Origin of the sequence: Methylobacterium sp. 1030 (assembly GCF_040544715.1) — a bacterium.
GTDB lineage: Bacteria > Pseudomonadota > Alphaproteobacteria > Rhizobiales > Beijerinckiaceae > Methylobacterium.
Map to the genome: position 1 here is coordinate 195,426 of NZ_JBEPKM010000001.1, position 16,743 is coordinate 212,168.

At 74.4% G+C, this 16,743-nt stretch carries 21 protein-coding genes and 1 pseudogene; 8 read left to right on the forward strand and 14 right to left on the reverse strand.

Going from position 1 to position 16,743, the window contains the following annotated elements; all coding sequences use genetic code 11:
• The first annotated feature begins 19 nt into the window (after window positions 1-19).
• Together ABIC30_RS00895 and ABIC30_RS00900 are read left to right on the forward strand one after the other, a co-directional pair.
• Window positions 20-322 (forward strand): type II toxin-antitoxin system RelE/ParE family toxin, encoded by a 303-nt coding sequence (locus tag ABIC30_RS00895; RefSeq protein ID WP_234081919.1) that lies wholly within the window; start codon window positions 20-22, stop codon window positions 320-322.
• Window positions 322-606, forward strand: coding sequence for an addiction module antidote protein (locus ABIC30_RS00900; RefSeq protein WP_354453656.1), 285 nt, complete (start codon window positions 322-324; stop codon window positions 604-606). The genes ABIC30_RS00895 and ABIC30_RS00900 overlap by 1 nt, the downstream gene beginning before the upstream one ends.
• Here ABIC30_RS00900 and ABIC30_RS00905 read toward each other — a convergent pair.
• From ABIC30_RS00905 to ABIC30_RS00915, 3 genes are read right to left on the reverse strand one after another with little or no spacing between them, the layout of a single operon-like run.
• Window positions 537-1,085, reverse strand: a complete 549-nt coding sequence (locus ABIC30_RS00905) for an NlpC/P60 family protein (protein WP_020090911.1) — start codon at window positions 1,083-1,085, stop codon at window positions 537-539. The genes ABIC30_RS00900 and ABIC30_RS00905 overlap by 70 nt on opposite strands.
• On the reverse strand, window positions 1,082-1,957 hold the full coding sequence (locus ABIC30_RS00910) for a phage/gene transfer agent baseplate hub protein (protein ID WP_234081918.1): 876 nt from the start codon (window positions 1,955-1,957) through the stop codon (window positions 1,082-1,084). Before ABIC30_RS00910 ends, ABIC30_RS00905 begins: the two co-directional genes overlap by 4 nt.
• 14 nt (window positions 1,958-1,971) lie before the next feature.
• Window positions 1,972-2,613 carry a phage distal tail protein, Rcc01695 family gene (locus ABIC30_RS00915; RefSeq protein ID WP_354453658.1) on the reverse strand — a complete coding sequence of 214 codons (642 nt, stop codon included), beginning with the start codon at window positions 2,611-2,613 and terminating at the stop codon, window positions 1,972-1,974.
• A gap of 384 nt (window positions 2,614-2,997) precedes the next feature.
• Here ABIC30_RS00915 and ABIC30_RS00920 point away from each other — a divergent pair, with 384 nt between their 5' ends.
• Window positions 2,998-3,915 (forward strand): TauD/TfdA dioxygenase family protein, encoded by a 918-nt coding sequence (locus tag ABIC30_RS00920; RefSeq protein WP_020090914.1) that lies wholly within the window; start codon window positions 2,998-3,000, stop codon window positions 3,913-3,915.
• 18 nt (window positions 3,916-3,933) lie between these two features.
• Here ABIC30_RS00920 and ABIC30_RS00925 read toward each other — a convergent pair whose 3' ends face one another.
• The 7 genes and pseudogenes from ABIC30_RS00925 to ABIC30_RS00955 form a co-directional block, all read right to left on the reverse strand.
• Entirely contained in the window at window positions 3,934-4,512 is a 579-nt protein-coding gene (locus ABIC30_RS00925) for a phage tail tape measure protein (RefSeq protein WP_020090915.1), read from the reverse strand.
• Window positions 4,513-4,521: 9 nt separating this feature from the next.
• Window positions 4,522-4,686 (reverse strand): annotated as a pseudogene (locus ABIC30_RS00930) (phage tail assembly chaperone); the annotation flags it as partial.
• Window positions 4,687-4,739: 53 nt separating this feature from the next.
• Entirely contained in the window at window positions 4,740-5,102 is a 363-nt protein-coding gene (locus ABIC30_RS00935) for a gene transfer agent family protein (RefSeq protein ID WP_020090916.1), read from the reverse strand.
• A 5-nt stretch (window positions 5,103-5,107) separates the two neighbouring features.
• Window positions 5,108-5,518: a phage major tail protein, TP901-1 family gene (locus ABIC30_RS00940; RefSeq protein WP_020090917.1), complete on the reverse strand. Its 411-nt coding sequence runs from the start codon at window positions 5,516-5,518 to the stop codon at window positions 5,108-5,110.
• An 11-nt stretch (window positions 5,519-5,529) separates the two neighbouring features.
• Complete coding sequence (gene gp17 / locus ABIC30_RS00945; RefSeq protein ID WP_020090918.1) at window positions 5,530-5,958, reverse strand: tail completion protein gp17; 429 nt, start codon at window positions 5,956-5,958, stop codon at window positions 5,530-5,532.
• On the reverse strand, window positions 5,955-6,308 hold the full coding sequence (locus ABIC30_RS00950; protein ID WP_020090919.1) for a head-tail adaptor protein: 354 nt from the start codon (window positions 6,306-6,308) through the stop codon (window positions 5,955-5,957). The genes gp17 and ABIC30_RS00950 overlap by 4 nt, the downstream gene beginning before the upstream one ends.
• 23 nt (window positions 6,309-6,331) lie before the next feature.
• Complete coding sequence (locus ABIC30_RS00955; protein WP_020090920.1) at window positions 6,332-6,895, reverse strand: head-tail connector protein; 564 nt, start codon at window positions 6,893-6,895, stop codon at window positions 6,332-6,334.
• 25 nt (window positions 6,896-6,920) lie between these two features.
• Between ABIC30_RS00955 and ABIC30_RS00960 the strand changes: the two genes are divergently transcribed.
• The 3 genes from ABIC30_RS00960 to dps all read left to right on the forward strand — a co-directional run bounded on the left by ABIC30_RS00960 (window position 6,921) and on the right by dps (window position 9,437).
• The gene (locus ABIC30_RS00960) at window positions 6,921-7,682 is read left to right on the forward strand and encodes a S1 family peptidase (protein WP_020090921.1); all 762 of its coding nucleotides are present in this window, start codon (window positions 6,921-6,923) and stop codon (window positions 7,680-7,682) included.
• A 149-nt stretch (window positions 7,683-7,831) separates the two neighbouring features.
• Entirely contained in the window at window positions 7,832-8,743 is a 912-nt protein-coding gene (locus ABIC30_RS00965) for a S1 family peptidase (RefSeq protein ID WP_020090922.1), read from the forward strand.
• A gap of 148 nt (window positions 8,744-8,891) precedes the next feature.
• Window positions 8,892-9,437 carry a DNA starvation/stationary phase protection protein Dps gene (dps, locus tag ABIC30_RS00970; protein WP_012321876.1) on the forward strand — a complete coding sequence of 182 codons (546 nt, stop codon included), beginning with the start codon at window positions 8,892-8,894 and terminating at the stop codon, window positions 9,435-9,437.
• Between the two features lie 152 nt (window positions 9,438-9,589).
• Here dps and ABIC30_RS00975 read toward each other — a convergent pair whose 3' ends face one another.
• Window positions 9,590-11,245 (reverse strand): porin, encoded by a 1,656-nt coding sequence (locus ABIC30_RS00975; RefSeq protein ID WP_205833838.1) that lies wholly within the window; start codon window positions 11,243-11,245, stop codon window positions 9,590-9,592.
• Window positions 11,246-11,947: 702 nt separating this feature from the next.
• Here ABIC30_RS00975 and ABIC30_RS00980 point away from each other — a divergent pair.
• A complete protein-coding gene (locus ABIC30_RS00980) occupies window positions 11,948-12,520 on the forward strand; it encodes a hypothetical protein (protein ID WP_020090924.1) in 573 nt (190 codons plus the stop codon).
• Between the two features lie 15 nt (window positions 12,521-12,535).
• Here the strand turns inward: ABIC30_RS00980 and ABIC30_RS00985 are convergent, their stop codons facing one another.
• From ABIC30_RS00985 to ABIC30_RS00995, 3 genes are read right to left on the reverse strand one after another with little or no spacing between them, the layout of a single operon-like run.
• Complete coding sequence (locus ABIC30_RS00985; protein WP_020090925.1) at window positions 12,536-13,822, reverse strand: phage major capsid protein; 1,287 nt, start codon at window positions 13,820-13,822, stop codon at window positions 12,536-12,538.
• A gap of 24 nt (window positions 13,823-13,846) precedes the next feature.
• On the reverse strand, window positions 13,847-14,401 hold the full coding sequence (locus ABIC30_RS00990; RefSeq protein WP_020090926.1) for an HK97 family phage prohead protease: 555 nt from the start codon (window positions 14,399-14,401) through the stop codon (window positions 13,847-13,849).
• 41 nt (window positions 14,402-14,442) lie between these two features.
• Window positions 14,443-15,636, reverse strand: a complete 1,194-nt coding sequence (locus ABIC30_RS00995; RefSeq protein WP_234081912.1) for a phage portal protein — start codon at window positions 15,634-15,636, stop codon at window positions 14,443-14,445.
• A 30-nt stretch (window positions 15,637-15,666) separates the two neighbouring features.
• Between ABIC30_RS00995 and ABIC30_RS01000 the strand changes: the two genes are divergently transcribed.
• The gene (locus tag ABIC30_RS01000; RefSeq protein WP_354453664.1) at window positions 15,667-16,737 is read left to right on the forward strand and encodes a hypothetical protein; all 1,071 of its coding nucleotides are present in this window, start codon (window positions 15,667-15,669) and stop codon (window positions 16,735-16,737) included.
• The last annotated feature ends 6 nt before the right edge of the window (window positions 16,738-16,743 follow it).

Genomic DNA, 16,743 nt, shown 5'->3' on the forward strand with positions numbered 1-16,743 from the left:
GATCGGATACGTTCGATCGGTGACGACGATCCTGCTGTCCGACACCGTCCGGACTTGGCTCACGGGCCTGAAGGATCACCGCGCCAGGGCACGCATCGCGGCACGTATCCGCAGCGCGGGGCTCGGCAATTTCGGGGATGCCGAACCGGTCGGAACAGGTGTGTTCGAGATACGGATCCCGTATGGCCCGGGCTTTCGCGTGTACTATGTCCGACGCGGCGAGGTAACGTACCTGCTCCTGTGCGGCGGCGATAAGTCCAGTCAGACACGGGACATTCAGAGGGCCAAATCCATGGCCGCCTCTCTCGACGGAATCACCTGATGCGTTTCACACCGTTCGACGCCTCGGAATTCCTCGACAGTGAGGAGGCGATTGCCGAATACGTGGCGGCGGCGCTCGACGACCCCGACCCCGAGCTGTTCATCGCGGCCCTGGGCGATGTCGCGAAGGCACGCGGCATGGCGCAGATCGCCCGGGAAGCGGGTGTCGGTCGGGAGAGCCTCTACAAGGCGCTGACGCCGGGCTCGAAGCTCCGCTACGAGACGGTCCGCAAGATCATGGACGTGCTCGGCGTCAAGCTCACCGTATCGACGCGTTCCTCGTAGGCGCCGCAGCGCGCCGGAAACCGGAACACCCCCGTCGCGTGCCGCCGCCACCATCCGGTGAGCGCCACCTCGGTGACGGCGGCCCCGTCGTGGGCGTGGATCATCGCGCCGGCGCCGGTGGCGATGGCGCAGTGGCGAGCCGGCAGGTGGCGGCGGAAGGCGAAGAGCAGGACGTCGCCCGGCCGCGGCGCCAGGTCCGCCAGGGGTCCGGGCACCGGCACGAGGTGGCGGGCGGCCGCCTCGGTGAGCGGGTCGGTCCCGGGCGCGGCCGATTCCGCCCAGGTGCCGGAATAGGGCGGCGGCACCTCCGGCTCGGCGCCGTAGAGCCCGCGCCAGACCCCGCGCAGCAGGCCCAGGCAGTCGCAGCCCACGCCGCGCAGCGACGCCTGGTGGCGGTAGGGCGTGCCCAGCCACAGCCGCGCCTCGCCGAGCGCCGCGACACCGATATCCCGGCCGATCTCGCGGCGCATCGCGCTCATCGGAAGAGGCTCCCGCCGTCGAGGATGGGGTCCGAGCCGGGGACCGCCCGCATGACCGCGTCGTTGCCGGGCATGTGCGGGAAGCCCTGGAAATTGACCGCGTTGGCGAAGCGGTCGCGGCAGGTGGCGAGGCGCTTGTCGCACCCGGCCGTCAGGCTGAACCTGTCGCCGGCGGCGACCGGCCGGGGCGGCACCGTCCAGAGCTCGATCAGGGGCCCGAGCTGGAGGCGCACGTCGGCCGCGAGCCCGGCATTGGCGCCCGTCGTCCAGGTCAGGCGCCCGCCGGTGAACAGGCCGTCCGCGAAGGACCCGGCGAGCGCCGCCGCGAGCGTGGCCGGCTCCGGGACGCCGGTCACCCGGCCGGCCGTCGTCCACGCGGCGCGGTCCACCCGGCATCGGGCATCGCCGAGATCGGCGCCGCAGGTCGCCCGGTAGGTGCGGCCCCGCTCGGCGCCGAGCCGGTGCGCGAGGCCGCGCAGCTCCGCCACGAAGGCGTCGCCGTCCCGGCGCACCTCGCCGATCGTGGCGACGTCGAGGAGGAGCCGGGTCTCCGTGTCGCGCCAGTCGACCAGCCAGGTCTCCACGGCGGCGCCATCGTAGAGGCCGCCGGCGATGTCCGCCTCGGTGAGGCCGAGGCCGCTGAGCGCTCCCGCCACGTCGCCGCCCGAGACCGCGAAGCCGAGCTCGGCGCTGGCCTCGGCCGCCTCCAGCCCGGTGCGGGCGGCGTGGACGAGGCCCGCGACGGTCAGGTCGCGGTCGTGGTCGGTGAAGCCGAGGGCGAGCCCGTCCCGCCGCCGCAGGGACCAGCAGCGGCACAGGGTGGTCACCCCGCCGGCGAGATGGGCCGCGAAGGCCTCCGGGATGTCGCGCATGGCGTCACGCCTCCTCAGGGCACGATCTCGACGAGCGGCACCTTCGGGATCTCCCCGGCCGTGAAGGCGGCGAGGTCGATGGTCAGCGCGTCGGTGTCGAACCGGACCGGCACGTCGAAGGCGAAGCCCGCCGTCACGGCGGCGCCGGGCGGCGGGACGCGGCCCGCCGCGAAGGTGACGAGGCCGGTCGTCGGGTCGCACGCGAAGGCGCCGGGCTCGACCTCCCGGCCGCCGACCGCCACCCGGACGCTGCCGGCCACCGGCTTGGCGATCCGGCGCCTGTAGGGCGCGAAGCCGAACCCGTAGGTCTTGACCAGCGGGAAGGACGCGGTGGCGCCGTCGCCGGTGCCTAGCGGCTGGTCAGAGGGACTCGTCGGTCGGCCGGGCGGCCCGGAGCGGTCGTCGACCCGGTCGCGGAACCGGAATCCGTAGAGCCGCCCGCGCCGCTCCTCGAAGAAGGCCAGCACGGCGTGCAGGGCGTCGAGGCCGCGCATCCCGAACCCGGCCTCGTAGCAGCGGCGGGAATCGGCCCAGCGGCCGTTCCGGTGCTCCCGGCCCGAGGCCAGGGTCACGATCTCGGTGAGCCGCTGCGGGCCGCCGCCGGCGCGCAGCGAGACGTCGAGTGGGAACAGCACCTCGTGGAAATCGTCGGCCATGGCGGGCCTCTCCGGTTCGGGTGGCGACAGGGCCGCGCCGGTCTTCCGGGGCGTCCTCGCGAGCGCAGCGACGCGACCCAGGGCAGCGCGACATCCGTGACCGTGGCACTCCGGGATCGCTTCGCTCCGCCCGCGAGGACGGAGGCCGGGCCGCAGATCCCGCGCGACGCCCGGGGAACGGTATCGCTGCCGGATCGGAGCAGCTGAAAAAAGTCTTCCGAGAGGCGCCGGAAAATCAAAAGCGCCGTTCATCGACACGGGACGGCAGTTGATCGAAGATCGCCGCACCGAAGCGGATGTTCTCCGAAGTCCTCTCGGTCCGCACATCTCGGTTCACCGCGCGATCCGCACGACGCGGCGCCGTTCTGCCAGGGAAACCTTCCGATGAGCGCCATCCCCCAGCCCCTGCACGCATCCGCCCCTGCCCTCGACATCCGCCGCGTCGCCGGCCGCATCGGCGCGGAGATCCGCGGCGTCACCCTCTCGGGTGACTTGGACGACGGGACGGTCGCGGCGATCCGGCAGGCGCTGAACACCCACAAAGTGGTGTTCTTCCGCGACCAGGACCTCGACGAGGCCGGGCAGGAGGCGTTCGGCCGGCGCCTCGGCGACCTCGTCCCGCATCCGACCGTGCCCTCCCTCGCCGGCACGGCGGGAATCCTCGACATCGACGGCAGCCGGGGCGAGCGGGCGAGTTCCTGGCACACCGACGTGACCTTCGTGCCGGCCTACCCGGCGCTCTCGATCCTGCGGGCCGTGACGCTGCCGCCCCACGGCGGCGACACGCTCTGGGCCAACACGGCGGCGGCCTACGCGGACCTGCCCGAGCCCCTGCGCGACCTCGCCGACAAGCTCTGGGCGCTGCACTCGAACGTCTACGACTATGTCGGCGGCCGGGTGAACGTGTCGGAGGCCGGGCGGCGGCGCTACGACGAGGTGTTCACCAGGACCGTGTTCGAGACCGAGCACCCGCTGGTCCACGTCCACCCGGAGACCGGGGAGCGCTCGCTGATCGTCGGCCACTTCATCCAGCGGATCCTGGGCCTGACCACCGCGGATTCGCAGCACCTGCTGGCGATCTTCCACGACCACGCGACCCGGCCCGAGAACACCGTGCGCTGGTCGTGGCGGACGGGCGACGTGGCGATCTGGGACAACCGCGCCACGGTCCACCGGGCGGTGGACGATTACGGCGAGGCGCCCCGCGTGGTCCGCCGCGTGACGATCCAGGGCGTCGCGCCGGTGAGCGTCGACGGCCGCACCAGCCGGGCGCGGGAGACGGAGGCGCGCAGGGCGGCGTGAGCTGTGGCCGCGCGCGCCTCAGGTCGCCCGCTGGCCGCGCGCCACCGCCCGGGCGAGGCTCGCGGTCACCTGCGCCTCCGAGCGGCGGAAGGCGCCCGGATCGGGGGTCGCGATGTTGACCGTCACGGAGACCGGCCGCGCCGCGGCGCCGCCCGCGGCCACGCCGAGGCGACCGTCCGGCCCGCGGCCGAGGGGGAGGATCGCCTCCGGGCCGGCCTCGCCCATCAGGCCGGCGCCGCCCGCCATGGGGAAGTAGGTCGGCGCGGCCACGACGCCGCCGGCGGCGAAGGGCTGGACGCGGCCGCCCCGGAACACGCCCCCGCGGGCGAAGCCCGTCTCCGCGCCGGAGCCCAGCATCGCGCCGATCAGGCCCGTGAGGCCCGACTGGATCGGCCCGGCCGCCGCCCGCGCCGCCACGCCGGCGAGGCGCGCCCCAATGGTGCCGAGCACGCCGTCGAGGCTGCGGCCGGACGCGGCCCCGCGGGTCAGGGCAGTGTCGAGGCTGCGGCCGAAGCTCTGCGCCAGTCGGTCCAGGGTCTCGAGCTGCCGGATCCGGTCGTCGGACAGCGAGTCGGCCTGCGGGTCGGTCTCGGCCATGGCGGTGCCTCACGGTGGGTCGGGATGGGCGGCGAGGAGCCGCGCGAAGGCGGCGCGGGACAGCGGCTCCGGGCCGGCGCGCCGGCCGAGCGCCGCGGCGAACTCCCGCGGGGTCGCCGACCAGAAGTCGCGGGGCCGCCAACCCAGCGCGCCGAGGCCGAGGGAGAGGGCGTCGTCCCAGGGGAAGCGCTCCGGGGCCGGACGCGGCGGCGGCTCCGCGTCCGGCCCTAGGGAGGGTTTGCCGGGCCCGGTACCTCCCCGCCCGCCGCCTCCCCGCCCGGCGCTTCCCCGAAGGCCGCCGCCAGGACGTCGCCCAGGGCGGCCGAGACGGCGTCGAGCCCGCCCGCCAGCGGCAGCCGCGCCACCGCCGCGTCGTCGAGGTCGTGGCCGCCGCCCCGCAGGGCGACGCCCAGGAGGGCGATCAGGTCGCGGGCCGAGACGCGCCCGCCGGCGAAGCGCGCGGCGAGGCCCGCGAGGTCGCCGGCCTGGAGCGCGGTCTCCAGCTCGGCGAGCGCGCCGAGGGTGAGGCAGAGCGTGTAGCGCCGCCCGCCGAGGGTGAGCGGCACCTCGCCGCGGATCCGGTTGGCCACGGCGCTCAGACCGCCGCGAAGGCGAGCGCGCCGCCGGATTCGAGGCTCATGTCGAAGGTGACCTCACCGGCATGGTCGCCCCGGTACTCCAGGCTCGCGATCTGGAACGGCCCCTCCAGGATCCCGAAGGCCGGGATCACGATCTGGAACACCTCGACCGCGCCCTCGAAGAACAGCAGGCGCAGGCGCGCGTCCGAGGCCTGGTCGCGGAACACGCCCGAGCCGGCGATCGCGGCCCGCCGCACCCCGGCCCCGGCGAGCAGCTCGCGCCAGCGCCCGGCGGAATCGGCGTTGGTGACGTCGACGGTCTCGGCGTTGAGGGTGATCTGGCGGCTGCGCAGGCCCGCCACCGCCACGAAGCCGCCCGCACCGTCGCCGGCCCGGATCAGCAGGTCCTTGCCCTTCTGCGCGCCCATCGGCACCCTCCTCACAGGTTCTCGGTGACGGCCTCGACCGTCAGGGTCGCCCTGGCCTCGCCGGTCCGGGCGTCGCGCCGGGCGCGGACGGCCCGCACCCGGAGGGTCACGAGCCGGCAGCCGGCCAGCGGCAGGACGAGGGGCGTCGGGGCGTCCCGGAGGAGCGCCGCCATGCGCGAAGCGGCGTCGAGGGCGGTGCGCACCGAGCCCGCCTGGGCGATCACCGCGATCGCGTGGCTGTGCCGGTGGCGCTCGGCGCCGTCGACGGATTCGTCCGCGATCTCGGCGTCGCCGAACAGCGCGTAGACCGGGAGCGTGCCCCGCGGCGGCTCGTCGTAGAGCCGGACGCGGCCGCCCAGCAGCGCGGCCAGGGCGGCGTCGGCGGCGAAGCGGGCGATCAGGCCGGCGCGGAGCGCCAGGAGCGGGCCCGGATCGCTCACGACCGCCCCTCCCCGGGCAGCTCCTCGACGTGGCAGATCAGGTCGCGGCCCCGCGCGTCGGGCTCGGCGACGGCGCGGATCGCGAAGCGGCGCGGCCCGGCGGCGAGCCGCATGGTCGGGTCGAGCGCGGCCCGGCTCCGCAGGGTGACGCGGTAGGCGGGCCGCGTGTCGGTGCGGCCGCCGGCCGGTCGGTCGGCGAGTCCCGCCGGGGCGATCGCGCCCCACAGGACCGGGCCGGCCACGTAGCGGCGCAGCACGCCCCCGAACCCGTCGGGCTCCTCCAGGGGCCGCTCGAGGACGAAGCGGCGCCGCCGCGCGCCGAGGGGCGGGCGTTGGAACGAGGTCGCCATCGGGGAAGCTCCGGGTGCGAGGATCACAGCCGCAGGCGCCGGAACGGCGCGCCGAGCGCGGCGGCGTCGGTGCGGGCGGCGTCGGGCTCGTCGCCGCGACGCTCGTAGCGGGCGGCGGCGAGGCGCAGGATCGCGAGGCGCAGGGGCTCGGGAAGCGGCGGACCGTCGCCGCCGTACCCGGCCGCGACCTCGATCAGGATCGTGCGGCCGGCGGGATCCGGCGCGGCCGGATCCACCTGCAGGGACGGTGCCCCGTCCGGGTCGGGGCCGAGGCGCACCAGCCCGGCGTCGAGGTCGGTGACGCCTCCGGACGGGTCCGCGAGGCCGGCGCGGAGGATCGCGACCAGCGGGCTCAGGGGCAGCGGCACCTGCCCGTCCGGCGGCCAGGCCGTCAGGGCGATCCGGTACCGGCCCGGGACCAGGATCCGCCGGGTCTCGATCTCCAGGCTCGCGCGGGCCGCCGCGATCAGGGCCTGGAGCAGGCCGTCCTCGTCGGCGCCCGCGTCGGAGTCGACGCGCAGGTAGGCGCGCAGGTCGGGCACGCCCACCGGCTCGACGGCGGCGGCGGCGATGCGTAACGGGATCATCGCACGTCTCTCTGCAGGTGGTCCGATGCCGATCTCGAAGCGCCGCCCGGCGGCCCGCGCCGCGCGGGTAGCGACCGTCACGGCGATCCTGATGGCGATCCCGGTGCTCGCGGCCGTCCCGGCGCGGGCGATCGTCGGCGGCACCGAGGCGCCGGCCGGCGGGGCCGTGATGGTCCTGTCGTCGAAGGGCGGTGTCTGCACCGGCGTGGTGCTCGGCCCCGACACGGTGCTGACCGCCGGCCACTGCCTCGCCGACGCCAAGGAGCACCGCGTCCATTTCCGCGACGCCGCCGGGGCGCCGGTGCTCGTCGACGTCACCGCCCAGGCGGTCCATCCGGGCTACGACGCCGGCGCGGCCGCTTCCCGGCGGCGCTCCGTCGATCTCGCGCTGCTGCGCACCGAGACGCCGCTGCCGCCGCGCTTCGCGCCCGTGACCCTGAGCGCCGCCCCGGCGCGGGCGGGCGAGACCCTGACCCTGTCGGGCTACGGCGCGGCCAAGCCCGGCGACCCGCGCTCCACCGGCACCTACCGCAGCCTCGGCCTGCCGGTGATCGAGCCCTACGGGCCGAGCCGCATCCTGGTCTGGCTGAAGGGCGCGGGCGGCGGCGCCTGCCAGGGCGATTCCGGCGGCCCGATCGCGGGACCGGACGGGGCGGTGCTGGCCCTGTCGGCCTGGATCGGGGGCGCCTGCGGCGGCCTCACCCAGGGCGTCCTGGTGGGGCCGCAGCGGGGCTGGATCGACCGCGTGCTCGACGGCTGGGACCGGACGGCGCGCTGGGTGCAGTAGCGGCGCGGCGCCGCGTGCGCAGGGAACCTCAGCTTGGCCGGGCTATTGCCTTGCTCTAGGCTCACTCGATCTGGGGCCCCTCGCCCCAGGCTCCCTCGGCGCCGCCTCCGGCGTCCCCCACCCGCGCCCGCGCGCGCCCGGAGTTCCCGATGTCCCCTCGCCCGATCCGAAAGGCCGGCCCCCGCGAGCGCAGCCTGCGCGGCGGCCTGTGGGGCGGGTTCCTGGGCCTGTCGCTGCTCGGCGCCCTCGGAGGCCTGCTGCCCACGCCCGCGGCGGCGGTGATCAACGGCACGACGACGCGGGACCCGAACGGGGCGCGCAGCTTCGTGGTGCGGATCGAGAGCACCGAGGGCGAGATCTGCTCGGGGACCCTGATCGCCCCGGACCTCGTGCTGAGCGCGGCCCACTGCGTGATGCGGCCGGCCGGCTACACGGTGATCAGCGTCGACCGGAACTTCCGCCAGCACCGGACCGCGGTGATCACCGCCTCCATGCACCCGGACTTCGTGCCCGGGACGACCCCCGAGGACCAGCCCGGCGTCGACCTGGCGCTGCTCAAGCTCGAGCGCCCGCTCGGCAACGACTACGTGCCCCTCGATCCCCGGGGCGCGGGCTCGATCACCGACGGGCAGCCCGTGGACATCGCGGGCTTCGGCGTGGTGGCCGAGAACCGGCGGAACTCGGCGCGCATCCTGCGGCTCGCCCACCTCGTGTCGATCGGCTCGCTCCAGGTCGCCAACCGGGTGACCGTCGTCACCGACCGGCGGCGCATGGCCGAGACCTCGGGCGCCGGCGCCTGCCTGGGCGATTCCGGTGGCCCGATCCTGACCGGCGGCCCCGGCGGCTACCGGATCGTCGGCGTGGTGAGCTGGTCGAGCGGCGCCCTGCAGCAGGGCGCGCGCCGGACCGCCTGCGGCGGCTTCACCGCCGTGACCCCGGTGGCCGAGCATGCCGGCTGGATCGCCGCGCGCACGGCGGAACTGTCGCGCATCCAGGTCGGCGACGCCCTGCCCCGCGGCAACCGGTCCGACTGGATGGCCCGCCCGGGCCGCCGCCGCTGAGGGGCCTCACCGCAGTCGGGCCGCGGCCCGGCCGCGGCCTGACCGCCGCAAAGCCGCTGCCCGCTCCCGGATCCTTCGCGCCTGCGGGAACCCGGAGGCCGATCGGCACTTTTCGCATCCGAACCTTCCCGGCTCACGGAGCGAGAGCATGGCCGACACCGGCACCAGCAACACCCCGCGGACGCACAAGACCCGCAACAACACCGACTCGAACGCCAAGAAGGTCTCGATCGAGGCGCTCAACGCCCGGCTCGCGGACGGCATCGACCTCGCCCTGGCGATCAAGCAGGCCCACTGGAACCTCAAGGGCCCGCAGTTCATCGGCGTCCACGAGATGCTCGACGGGTTCCGCACCCAGCTCGACGAGCTGAACGACAGCGTCGCCGAGCGCGCGGTCCAGCTCGGCGCCACGGCCTTCGGCTCGACCCAGGCGGTCGCCGAGCGCACCAAGCTGCCGGCCTACCCGACCGGCATCTACGCCATCGCCGACCACATCGCCGCGCTGATCGACAGCTACGCCGCCTACGCCAACGCGGTCCGGCAGAACATCGACGAGACCGACGAGGCGGGCGACCCCGACACGGCCGACCTGTTCACCGAGATCTCGCGGGCGGTCGACAAGCACCTCTGGTTCCTCGAGGCGCACGTGCAGGAGCCGACCGGCACCCTGCGCGACGGCAACGCGGGCCGCTGAGGATCGCGGCGCCCCGCCTTCGGGCGGGGCGCGACTCGACGCGATCGGGGATACGAAAATGCCCGGCCGCGAGGCCGGGCTCAGTGGGGTCCCTTTGCACGGGGACATCAGGACCGGGAAGCTTTGGAGGGCGAACCGGTCCCGATCGGGGATCAGAAGTCGCGCTGGACGCGGAAGCGGAAGGTGGACACGCTGTCCGCCGTCGTGGTCCGCGGCACGAAGGTGCCGTTGTTGATGCCGGCGACGTTCGCGTAGGCCGTCGGGCTCTTGTCGCGGTCGATCACGCGGCCGTTCTTGACGCCGACCTGGGTGTAGAAGCCCTCGACACCGATATCGAGGTCCTTGACCGGCGACCAGATGATGCTGCCGCCCGCCACGAACTGGTAGGTGTCGCGCAGCGCCTCGCTCAGCTGGAAGAACCGGGTGCCCGGCACGCCGACGCCGTTCACACCGAACGAGTTGCCACCGGTGTTGTTCGCCAGCGCGAAGGCCGCGCCCTGGGCCAGACGGGCGCCGCTGCCGTAGCTCATCTCACCGTACGACCCGAAGAAGGCCGAGCGCCACTCCGGCGACCAGTAGTGGAGGTACGAGGCCGTCGCGGTGAAGCTCGTCGACTGCTCCATCTGGCCCGTGAAAGGGTTCACCGTGGCGTCGTTGAAGTACTGCGCGAACTTCTGCCCCTGGATGGTCGTCGGGTTCTGCGAGTAGCAGCCGCTGAACGCGCAGTAGCCGGTGTACATCTGCGAGCCGGAGCCGTAGGCGCCCTGCAGGTAGAGGGCGTCGCCCGGCGCGATGAACGGCGTGTTGATCTTCAGGCCGCCCTGCACCGCCCAGCCGTACGAGTTGCTGGTGTGGGGGATGCTGATGTTCGAGCCGGTGCCGGTGCCGGCGCCGTTGGCCACGTTGCCGACGTTCAGCTCGTGGACGGCCGCCGACAGCTGCGCCGAACCCCAGGCCTGGTCGAGGCGCAGGGCGCCGACGACGTCGGGCATGCGCGAGCGCTGGATCACGTCGACGAAGCTGTACCGGGTCGGCACGCCGCCGGTGTAGCCGATGAACACCTCGGCCGGAGCGTTCGTCTGAGCGAAATTGACGATGTTGGAGTTGTTCGTCACGCCGGCCGGGTTGTTGGTCTGCGAGAAGATCGGGCTGCGGCGGAAGACCGGGTCTTCGGCCGAGATCGTGGCGGACAGGCCGTTGCCGAGCGTGGCCGTGTAGGCGAGCAGGTTGGTCGAGGCGATGTCGGAGCCGAGCGTGGCGCCGGCGAACTCGAAGTCGTGGGCGTAGAAGTCGAAGAACGACGAGGCGCGACCGGCGGTCATGCCGGCGAACTGGATGAAGGCCTTGTCGACGTTCACGAACTGCGAGGCGCGACCGAACTGGTCGATGCCGAGAGCCGGGAAGGCCTGGCCGATGCGCTGCTGGGTGCCCGACTGGCCGACGCCGGAATAGCCGGTGCGGGATCCGGCATCGAGGCGCACGAAGGCGCGCAGGGTGCCGTAGGCGGTCTGGGTGCGGGCATCGAGGTTGATGCGCATCCGGCCCTGGTAGCCCGACGTATCACCGACGTTCGAGCCGTTCTGCCGCGAGTAGCTGGTCATGTAGCCGCCCTCGAACCGGGCGCGGCCGGAGAGACGCAGGCAGGTGTCGGTGCCGGGGATGTAGAAGAAGCCGGCGCCGTACGCGCCGCAGACGCGGACGTACTCGATCGGGACAGCCTTCTTGACCGGCAGATCAGCCGCCTGCGCTGCGCTCGCCGCGGACAGAGCCGCGGCGGAACAGAGGAGCGTGTGCTTCAAGATCCTCATCGATTTCCCCAAAACGTCGAGACCCATATTGGAGACAGCATTCAGCCACGCAGGCCGCGCTGCTATTATTTGTTTCGGCCGAATTGATTCGTCTTGCCGATAAGCTCTGGTTCTTTCGAGCTCTTGTTCGAATAAGTTCCCGCAAATGGCCGCAGCCATCAATCCCAAATCGGAACGGCCACCCGTGCCAATGTATTCGGTGGCCACGCGGCCACATAAAAATGATCTTGTTTGTCCGACGGAAACAGACACAGCACGAGCGTTTCGGCTGGAAAGCGTACTAACAGACCATGTTTCTATCAGAAACACTGTACTTCCCTGACAGATCGTATTGATCTACCGGAAACGAAGGGGTATTCGGCCGTCGAGCCCTCACGGGCCGGCTCGGACGCGGATCCGATCGCCCTGCAGGATGGCGCCGCGCCGGGCGGTGCGCGGGCCCCGCAGCGACGGACGTCTGCCGACGGGACCGGACCCGGACTGCTCGGTATCGAGAGGCGGCGCCGGGGTCCCGGTCCCCTCTCACCCCATCGGGTCGACCGGCACGGCCGATCGGCCCTAGGCGAGCCGCCCATGCGCAGCGCTTCGTTTCATCCCGTCCCACGCCCGAGTCGTCCGCGTACTGTTTCAGCGTTTCCATGATTTCCGCGCGTCCGCCCGAGCGGATCCGCGTCATGCAGCCCTTGAAATTGTGAGACGTCAGTGGAAATCGATCTTGAGACATATTATCAGGCGGCCAGAACCGGCAGTCTGGCCTGTATTCGCTCGCTCGACCCGATCTACGGCGAGCGCTTCTTCTTCCTGCGCGTCCGCGAGGTGCGGAACGGCCGCATCGCCACCGCGCGCGGGATCTTCTGGGCGGTCAACGGCGAGAAATGCGATCCGGGCTGGGGCGGGGACGCGCACGCGCTGGCCGTCCCGACCCTGGCGCTCCTCGAGATGATCGAGCCGAACCTGGAGCGGATGGCGCAGTTCGGCGTCGACCGGCGGTTCGAGATCGCCGTGGCGCGGGCCGTGCTGGAGGGCCGCCTGACCGAGATGCCCGAGATGCCGCAGCCGCCGGTTCCGACCCTCAAGGAGGCGCAGGCCGAGCTGCAGGCCGCGATGGCCTACTGGGAGGCCGTGGACGTCCGCGAGGCGAAGCCCGGCACCTCGGTGCGGATCCGCCGGGAGGCCAGCGAGCGGCTGGTCACCGCCCGCACCAATCTCGAGCGGGCCAAGCAGCAGGCCGGGCGGCTCGCGAGCTGCGGCGACCGCGCGGGCTGCCCCGGCTAGGGTCGCCGCCGCGCGTCAGGAGAACTTCAGGAGCTTGAGCGCGTCGAAATCCTGCACCCCGCCGCCGACGCGCTTGGTGGTGTAGAACAGCACGTAGGGCTTGGCCGAGTACGGGTCGCGCAGCACCCGCATCCCCGTCCGGTCGACCACGAGGTAGCCCCGGCGGAAGTCGCCGAAGGCCACCGACAGGCTGTCCTTGGCGAGGTCCGGCATCGCCTCGGCCTCGGTGACCGGGAAGCCGACCAGCGTCGCGGACCGGCCGGCGGCGAGGGGCGGCTGCCAGAGATAGTTGCCCTCCGAATCCTTGAACTTGCGGATCGTGCTCTGGGTGCGCCGGTTCATGACGAAGCCGGCATTCTGCCGGTAGGCCGCCCGCAGCCCGTAGATCAGGTCGAACAGCGCGTCCCCCGGGCTCGCCGACGGGAACGCACCCGCCGTCCCGGTGGCGACCGTGCCGATCTTGCCCGGCACCCAGGCGGCGTTGGCGACCGTGTCGTAGCTCAGGAAGCCCCGCGGGCGGCTCGCGCCGTTGCCGGACACGAAGGCGACGCCCTCCTGCTCGGCGAAGGCGGTCTCCACCTCGGCCGAGAGCCACGCGTCGAGATCGACCACGGAATCGTCGAGGAGCGTCTGGGTGGCGGCCGGCATCGCGTAGAGCTCCATCGCGGGGAACGCGATCTCCGACAGGGCCGGCGCGGCGGTCTCGGGGCGCGGCGCGGTCTCGGCGGCCCAGCCGGTGACCGGCGCGCCCACCGAGACGGCGCGCTTGTACTGGGCGCCCGAGATCGGCTGCACGCTGGCGATCGACCGGATCGGCGAGACCTGCCCGAGGCGCGCGAGCACGGTCCGTTCGATCGTGTCGGGGACGAGGTAGCCGCCGTCCGGCCCGGAGCCGGCCGAGAGCGCCTTGGCCTCCAGGCGCTTGAGCCCGGCGCTCTCGCCCGCCCGGACGTAGAGGTCGAAGGCGGCCTTGTGCTCGTGCGCGGCCCCCGTCTCCCGGACGTCCGGCTGGCCGAGGGGCGGCCGGGCCCGCTCCAGGGCGATCCGGTCGAGCCGGGTGCGGGCGGCGTCGAGGGCCGCGTCGATCCGGGCGAGCTTCTCCTCGGTGAGCACGTCGACGCCGAGGCGGCCCTCGATCCGGTCGATCCGCGCGTCGTTCGTCTCCTTGAAGGCCGCGAAGGCGGCGGCGAGCTCGTCCAGGGCGGAGCGGACCGGGCCGCCGTCGGAATGGGCGGCCTTGTTCTCCAGCGGCGGCAGGCCGCCCAGCGGGGCGGGATCGGCGATCGGGGTCTGGGCGTCCATGATGGGCCTCGTCGGGGGTGGAAGTCAGGACCGCGCGGCCGGCAGCGGCCAAGCGGCAGGTCTCGCGGCAGGTCTCGCGGCGGGTCTCGCGGCGGGTCCGAGGGCGCCCGGCGGCGCGATCAGGCCGGCGAGGCCGCGGATCGCGTCGGCCTCCGGGTCCGGAGCCGGGATCGACGCGGAGCTCGCCCTGGCCCCCGGCTGCAGCGGGAAGGTCACGAGCGAGATCTCCCAGAGGTCGACCTGCTGGAGCCGGCGCTCGCCGCCGGTGCCCTTCCGGGCGCGCAGCGTGCGGAAGCCGATCGAGAGCCCGTCGAGGCCGCCGCCGCGCATCAGGGCGTCGACCTCGCGGGCGCGCTGCACCGCGAGGTTGAGCGCGCCCTCCGCGAACAGGCCGCGGCCGTCCTCGCGCAGGGCGAGCCAGCGGCCGATCGGCTCGGCCGGATCGTGCTGGAACAGGAGCCGCACGCCCGCGGCCCCGCGGCGGGCGAGGCTCGCCGCGAAGGCGCCCGGCACCACCACGTCGCGTCCGAGATCGGGCACGCCGAACAGGCTGGCATAGCCGGAGAAGTGGCCGTCCATGGGGGATCCTCGGATGGGACAGTGAGGGCGCGCCCCGCGCCTCAGGGTGTGCCCGGCGCCCCCGGCATCGCGGGCGGGTAGCCCACGGCCTCCCGCTTCTCCGCCGCCGACAGGAAGTCCGCGGCCTGGACCCGGCGCCACAGGGATTCCCGCTCGCCGGCCAGCGCCTCGATCCGGTCGAGGTCGGGCTCCAGGTCGATCGCCCCGAAGGCGGGTTCCAGCCAGCCGGCCAGCGCCCGGGCGGTGCGGGCCGCGAGGGGGATCAGGGTCTGGCGGTAGAGGGCGCGGTTGGCCTCGGCGTAGTTGGCGTGGGTGTTGTCGCCGGGGAGGCCGAGCAGCAGCGGCGGCACGCCGAAGGCCAGGGCGATCTCCCGGGCGGCCGCGTCCTTGGCCGCCACGAAATCCATGTCGCGCGGCGAGAGCGCGAGCGGCTTCCAGTCGAGGCCGCCCTCCAGCAGCAGCGGCCGGCCGGCATTGGCGGAACCCTGGTAGTTCGCCTCCAGCTCCGCCTTCAGCCGGTCGAATTGCGGCTCGGACAGCGTCGCCCCGGCGAAGACCAGGGCGCCGGACGGCCGGGCGGCGTTGTCGAGCAGCGCCTTGTTCCAGGCGCTCGCGGCGTTGTGGATGTCGAGGGCGGCGGCGGCGGCCGCGATCGGGGCGAGCCCGCCGGTCTCGTCCTCCGGGTGGAACAGCGTCAGCGCCAGGATCGGCGCCACGGCGATTCCCGGCTCGGGCAGGTCGAACCGGCGGCTGCGCCCGCCCGCCGTGTAGAGATAGGCCGCCGGCCAGCCGTCCGGGCCCGGCAGCACCCGCATCCGTCCGGGACGCAGGGCCTGGAGCGCGGCGACCCGCCCGTCGAGGCTCACCGCCTCCAGGTAGGCCGTGCCGGTGAGGAGGAGGTCGGCGTAGAGCGTCTCCAAGAGGTGCGGCCCGCTCTCCCGGGGGTTCGGCCGCGCCAGCAGGGCGAGCAGGTCGCCCGCGCGCTCGGCGCCGGGGCCGGTGGCGATCAGCGGCAGGCCGGCGGCGCTCTCAGCGACGAGCCGCACCGCCCGGTGGACGACCGGGTTGGCCTGGTAGCCGGCCCGGGCGAGCGCCGCCGGATCGCGGGGCGTCCAGCTGGCCCGTCCCTCGGCGTAGAGGGCGAAGGCCGGGGCCGCGGCGGCCTTGGTGGCGAGGGCCGGGCCGCCGGCGGCGCGGCGCGCGACCCGCGCCAGGCGTTCGAGGAGGGTCGACATGCCGGTCCGTTCCTGAGCTATGGTCACGCGATGCAGCCCCGGATCCCCACACGGCCCCAGGCGCGGCCCCAGGCGCGGTTCGGGGGACGGGTCCGGGGACGGGTCCGGGCGGAGTCCCGCGTCGCGGCGCGGGTCGCGGCTCTGGTCCCAGCGCTCGTCGTCGGGCCTCTGGGCGGGCCCCTGGCCGGGCCACTGGCCGCGCCCCCGGCCGCGCCGGCCCGGGCCGCGGATGCGCCCGCACCCGCGCCCCTGTGGCCGGAGCCCGACGGGACCCTGATCCTGGCGCGCCCCTTCGGCCGGTCCGAGATCAGCCTGCGCCTGTCCCGGCGGGTCGCCGGGGCGGTGGACACGCTGACCTGGGACGGCGTCACCTTCCTCGCCGACACCGAGCCCGGCGACGCCCTGCAGGCGCGGGCGGAGATCGGCTCCGGCGCCGCCTGCCGCCGGGCGAGCGAGGCCGGCACCCCGCAGGACGGGTCCGGCGCGCCCGCGGCCCGGCGGCTCCGCGCCCTGCGCGCCGGCCGGAGCTGGGCCGAAACCGAGACCCGCATGGCCTGGGACGGCCCCGCCGACCCGGCCGACGAGCCGCCCGCGGACTGCCCGACCGCCTCCGCGAGCCCCGCGATCCCGGCCCCGGCCCCGCTCCTGCGCAAGCGGGTCGCCCTCGGCCTGCCGGGCCTCGGCAACGCCGTGGAGGTGCAGGCGAGCTTCAACCTGACCGAGCCCGCGGCGGCGCTGCGTCTCGAACCCCTCGCCGCCGCGGTGCCGCCGGAGTTCTCCGCGGCCTGGCGCTTCGACCCGTCGACCGGCGGGCTTGCGCCCCTCGGCCCCGGAGCGGGGGAGCGGCCGGACCCGGTGATCCTGGCGACGCCGGAGGGCTCGCACGCCCTCGCGGTCTGGGCCCCGGGTCCGCCGGAGCAGGAGCCCGACGCGCCGCGGCCCGGCTTCGCGGTCGCGCCCGAGGCCGGGGCGAACCGCCTGAGCTGCCGCTTCCGGCTGGCGAACGCCGCCGCCGGCGCGCACGATTTCGCCTGCTACGCCCTGGTCGGCACCCTCGCCGACGTCCGGGCCGCCCTGCGGAGCCTGACCACGCCGCCCTGACCGGCC

Bases quoted from the DNA above. Each gene is read 5' to 3' on its own strand.
- ABIC30_RS00900 (WP_354453656.1), top strand. From the start codon at position 322: ATGCGTTTCACACCGTTCGACGCCTCGGAATTCCTCGACAGTGAGGAG.
- ABIC30_RS00905 (WP_020090911.1), bottom strand. From the start codon at position 1,085: ATGAGCGCGATGCGCCGCGAGATCGGCCGGGATATCGGTGTCGCGGCG.
- ABIC30_RS00910 (WP_234081918.1), bottom strand. From the start codon at position 1,957: ATGCGCGACATCCCGGAGGCCTTCGCGGCCCATCTCGCCGGCGGGGTG.
- ABIC30_RS00915 (WP_354453658.1), bottom strand. From the start codon at position 2,613: ATGGCCGACGATTTCCACGAGGTGCTGTTCCCACTCGACGTCTCGCTG.
- ABIC30_RS00920 (WP_020090914.1), top strand. From the start codon at position 2,998: ATGAGCGCCATCCCCCAGCCCCTGCACGCATCCGCCCCTGCCCTCGAC.
- ABIC30_RS00925 (WP_020090915.1), bottom strand. From the start codon at position 4,512: ATGGCCGAGACCGACCCGCAGGCCGACTCGCTGTCCGACGACCGGATC.
- ABIC30_RS00940 (WP_020090917.1), bottom strand. From the start codon at position 5,518: ATGGGCGCGCAGAAGGGCAAGGACCTGCTGATCCGGGCCGGCGACGGT.
- ABIC30_RS00950 (WP_020090919.1), bottom strand. From the start codon at position 6,308: ATGGCGACCTCGTTCCAACGCCCGCCCCTCGGCGCGCGGCGGCGCCGC.
- ABIC30_RS00955 (WP_020090920.1), bottom strand. From the start codon at position 6,895: ATGATCCCGTTACGCATCGCCGCCGCCGCCGTCGAGCCGGTGGGCGTG.
- ABIC30_RS00960 (WP_020090921.1), top strand. From the start codon at position 6,921: ATGCCGATCTCGAAGCGCCGCCCGGCGGCCCGCGCCGCGCGGGTAGCG.
- ABIC30_RS00965 (WP_020090922.1), top strand. From the start codon at position 7,832: ATGTCCCCTCGCCCGATCCGAAAGGCCGGCCCCCGCGAGCGCAGCCTG.
- dps (WP_012321876.1), top strand. From the start codon at position 8,892: ATGGCCGACACCGGCACCAGCAACACCCCGCGGACGCACAAGACCCGC.
- ABIC30_RS00975 (WP_205833838.1), bottom strand. From the start codon at position 11,245: ATGAGGATCTTGAAGCACACGCTCCTCTGTTCCGCCGCGGCTCTGTCC.
- ABIC30_RS00985 (WP_020090925.1), bottom strand. From the start codon at position 13,822: ATGGACGCCCAGACCCCGATCGCCGATCCCGCCCCGCTGGGCGGCCTG.
- ABIC30_RS00990 (WP_020090926.1), bottom strand. From the start codon at position 14,401: ATGGACGGCCACTTCTCCGGCTATGCCAGCCTGTTCGGCGTGCCCGAT.
- ABIC30_RS00995 (WP_234081912.1), bottom strand. From the start codon at position 15,636: ATGTCGACCCTCCTCGAACGCCTGGCGCGGGTCGCGCGCCGCGCCGCC.
- ABIC30_RS01000 (WP_354453664.1), top strand. From the start codon at position 15,667: ATGCAGCCCCGGATCCCCACACGGCCCCAGGCGCGGCCCCAGGCGCGG.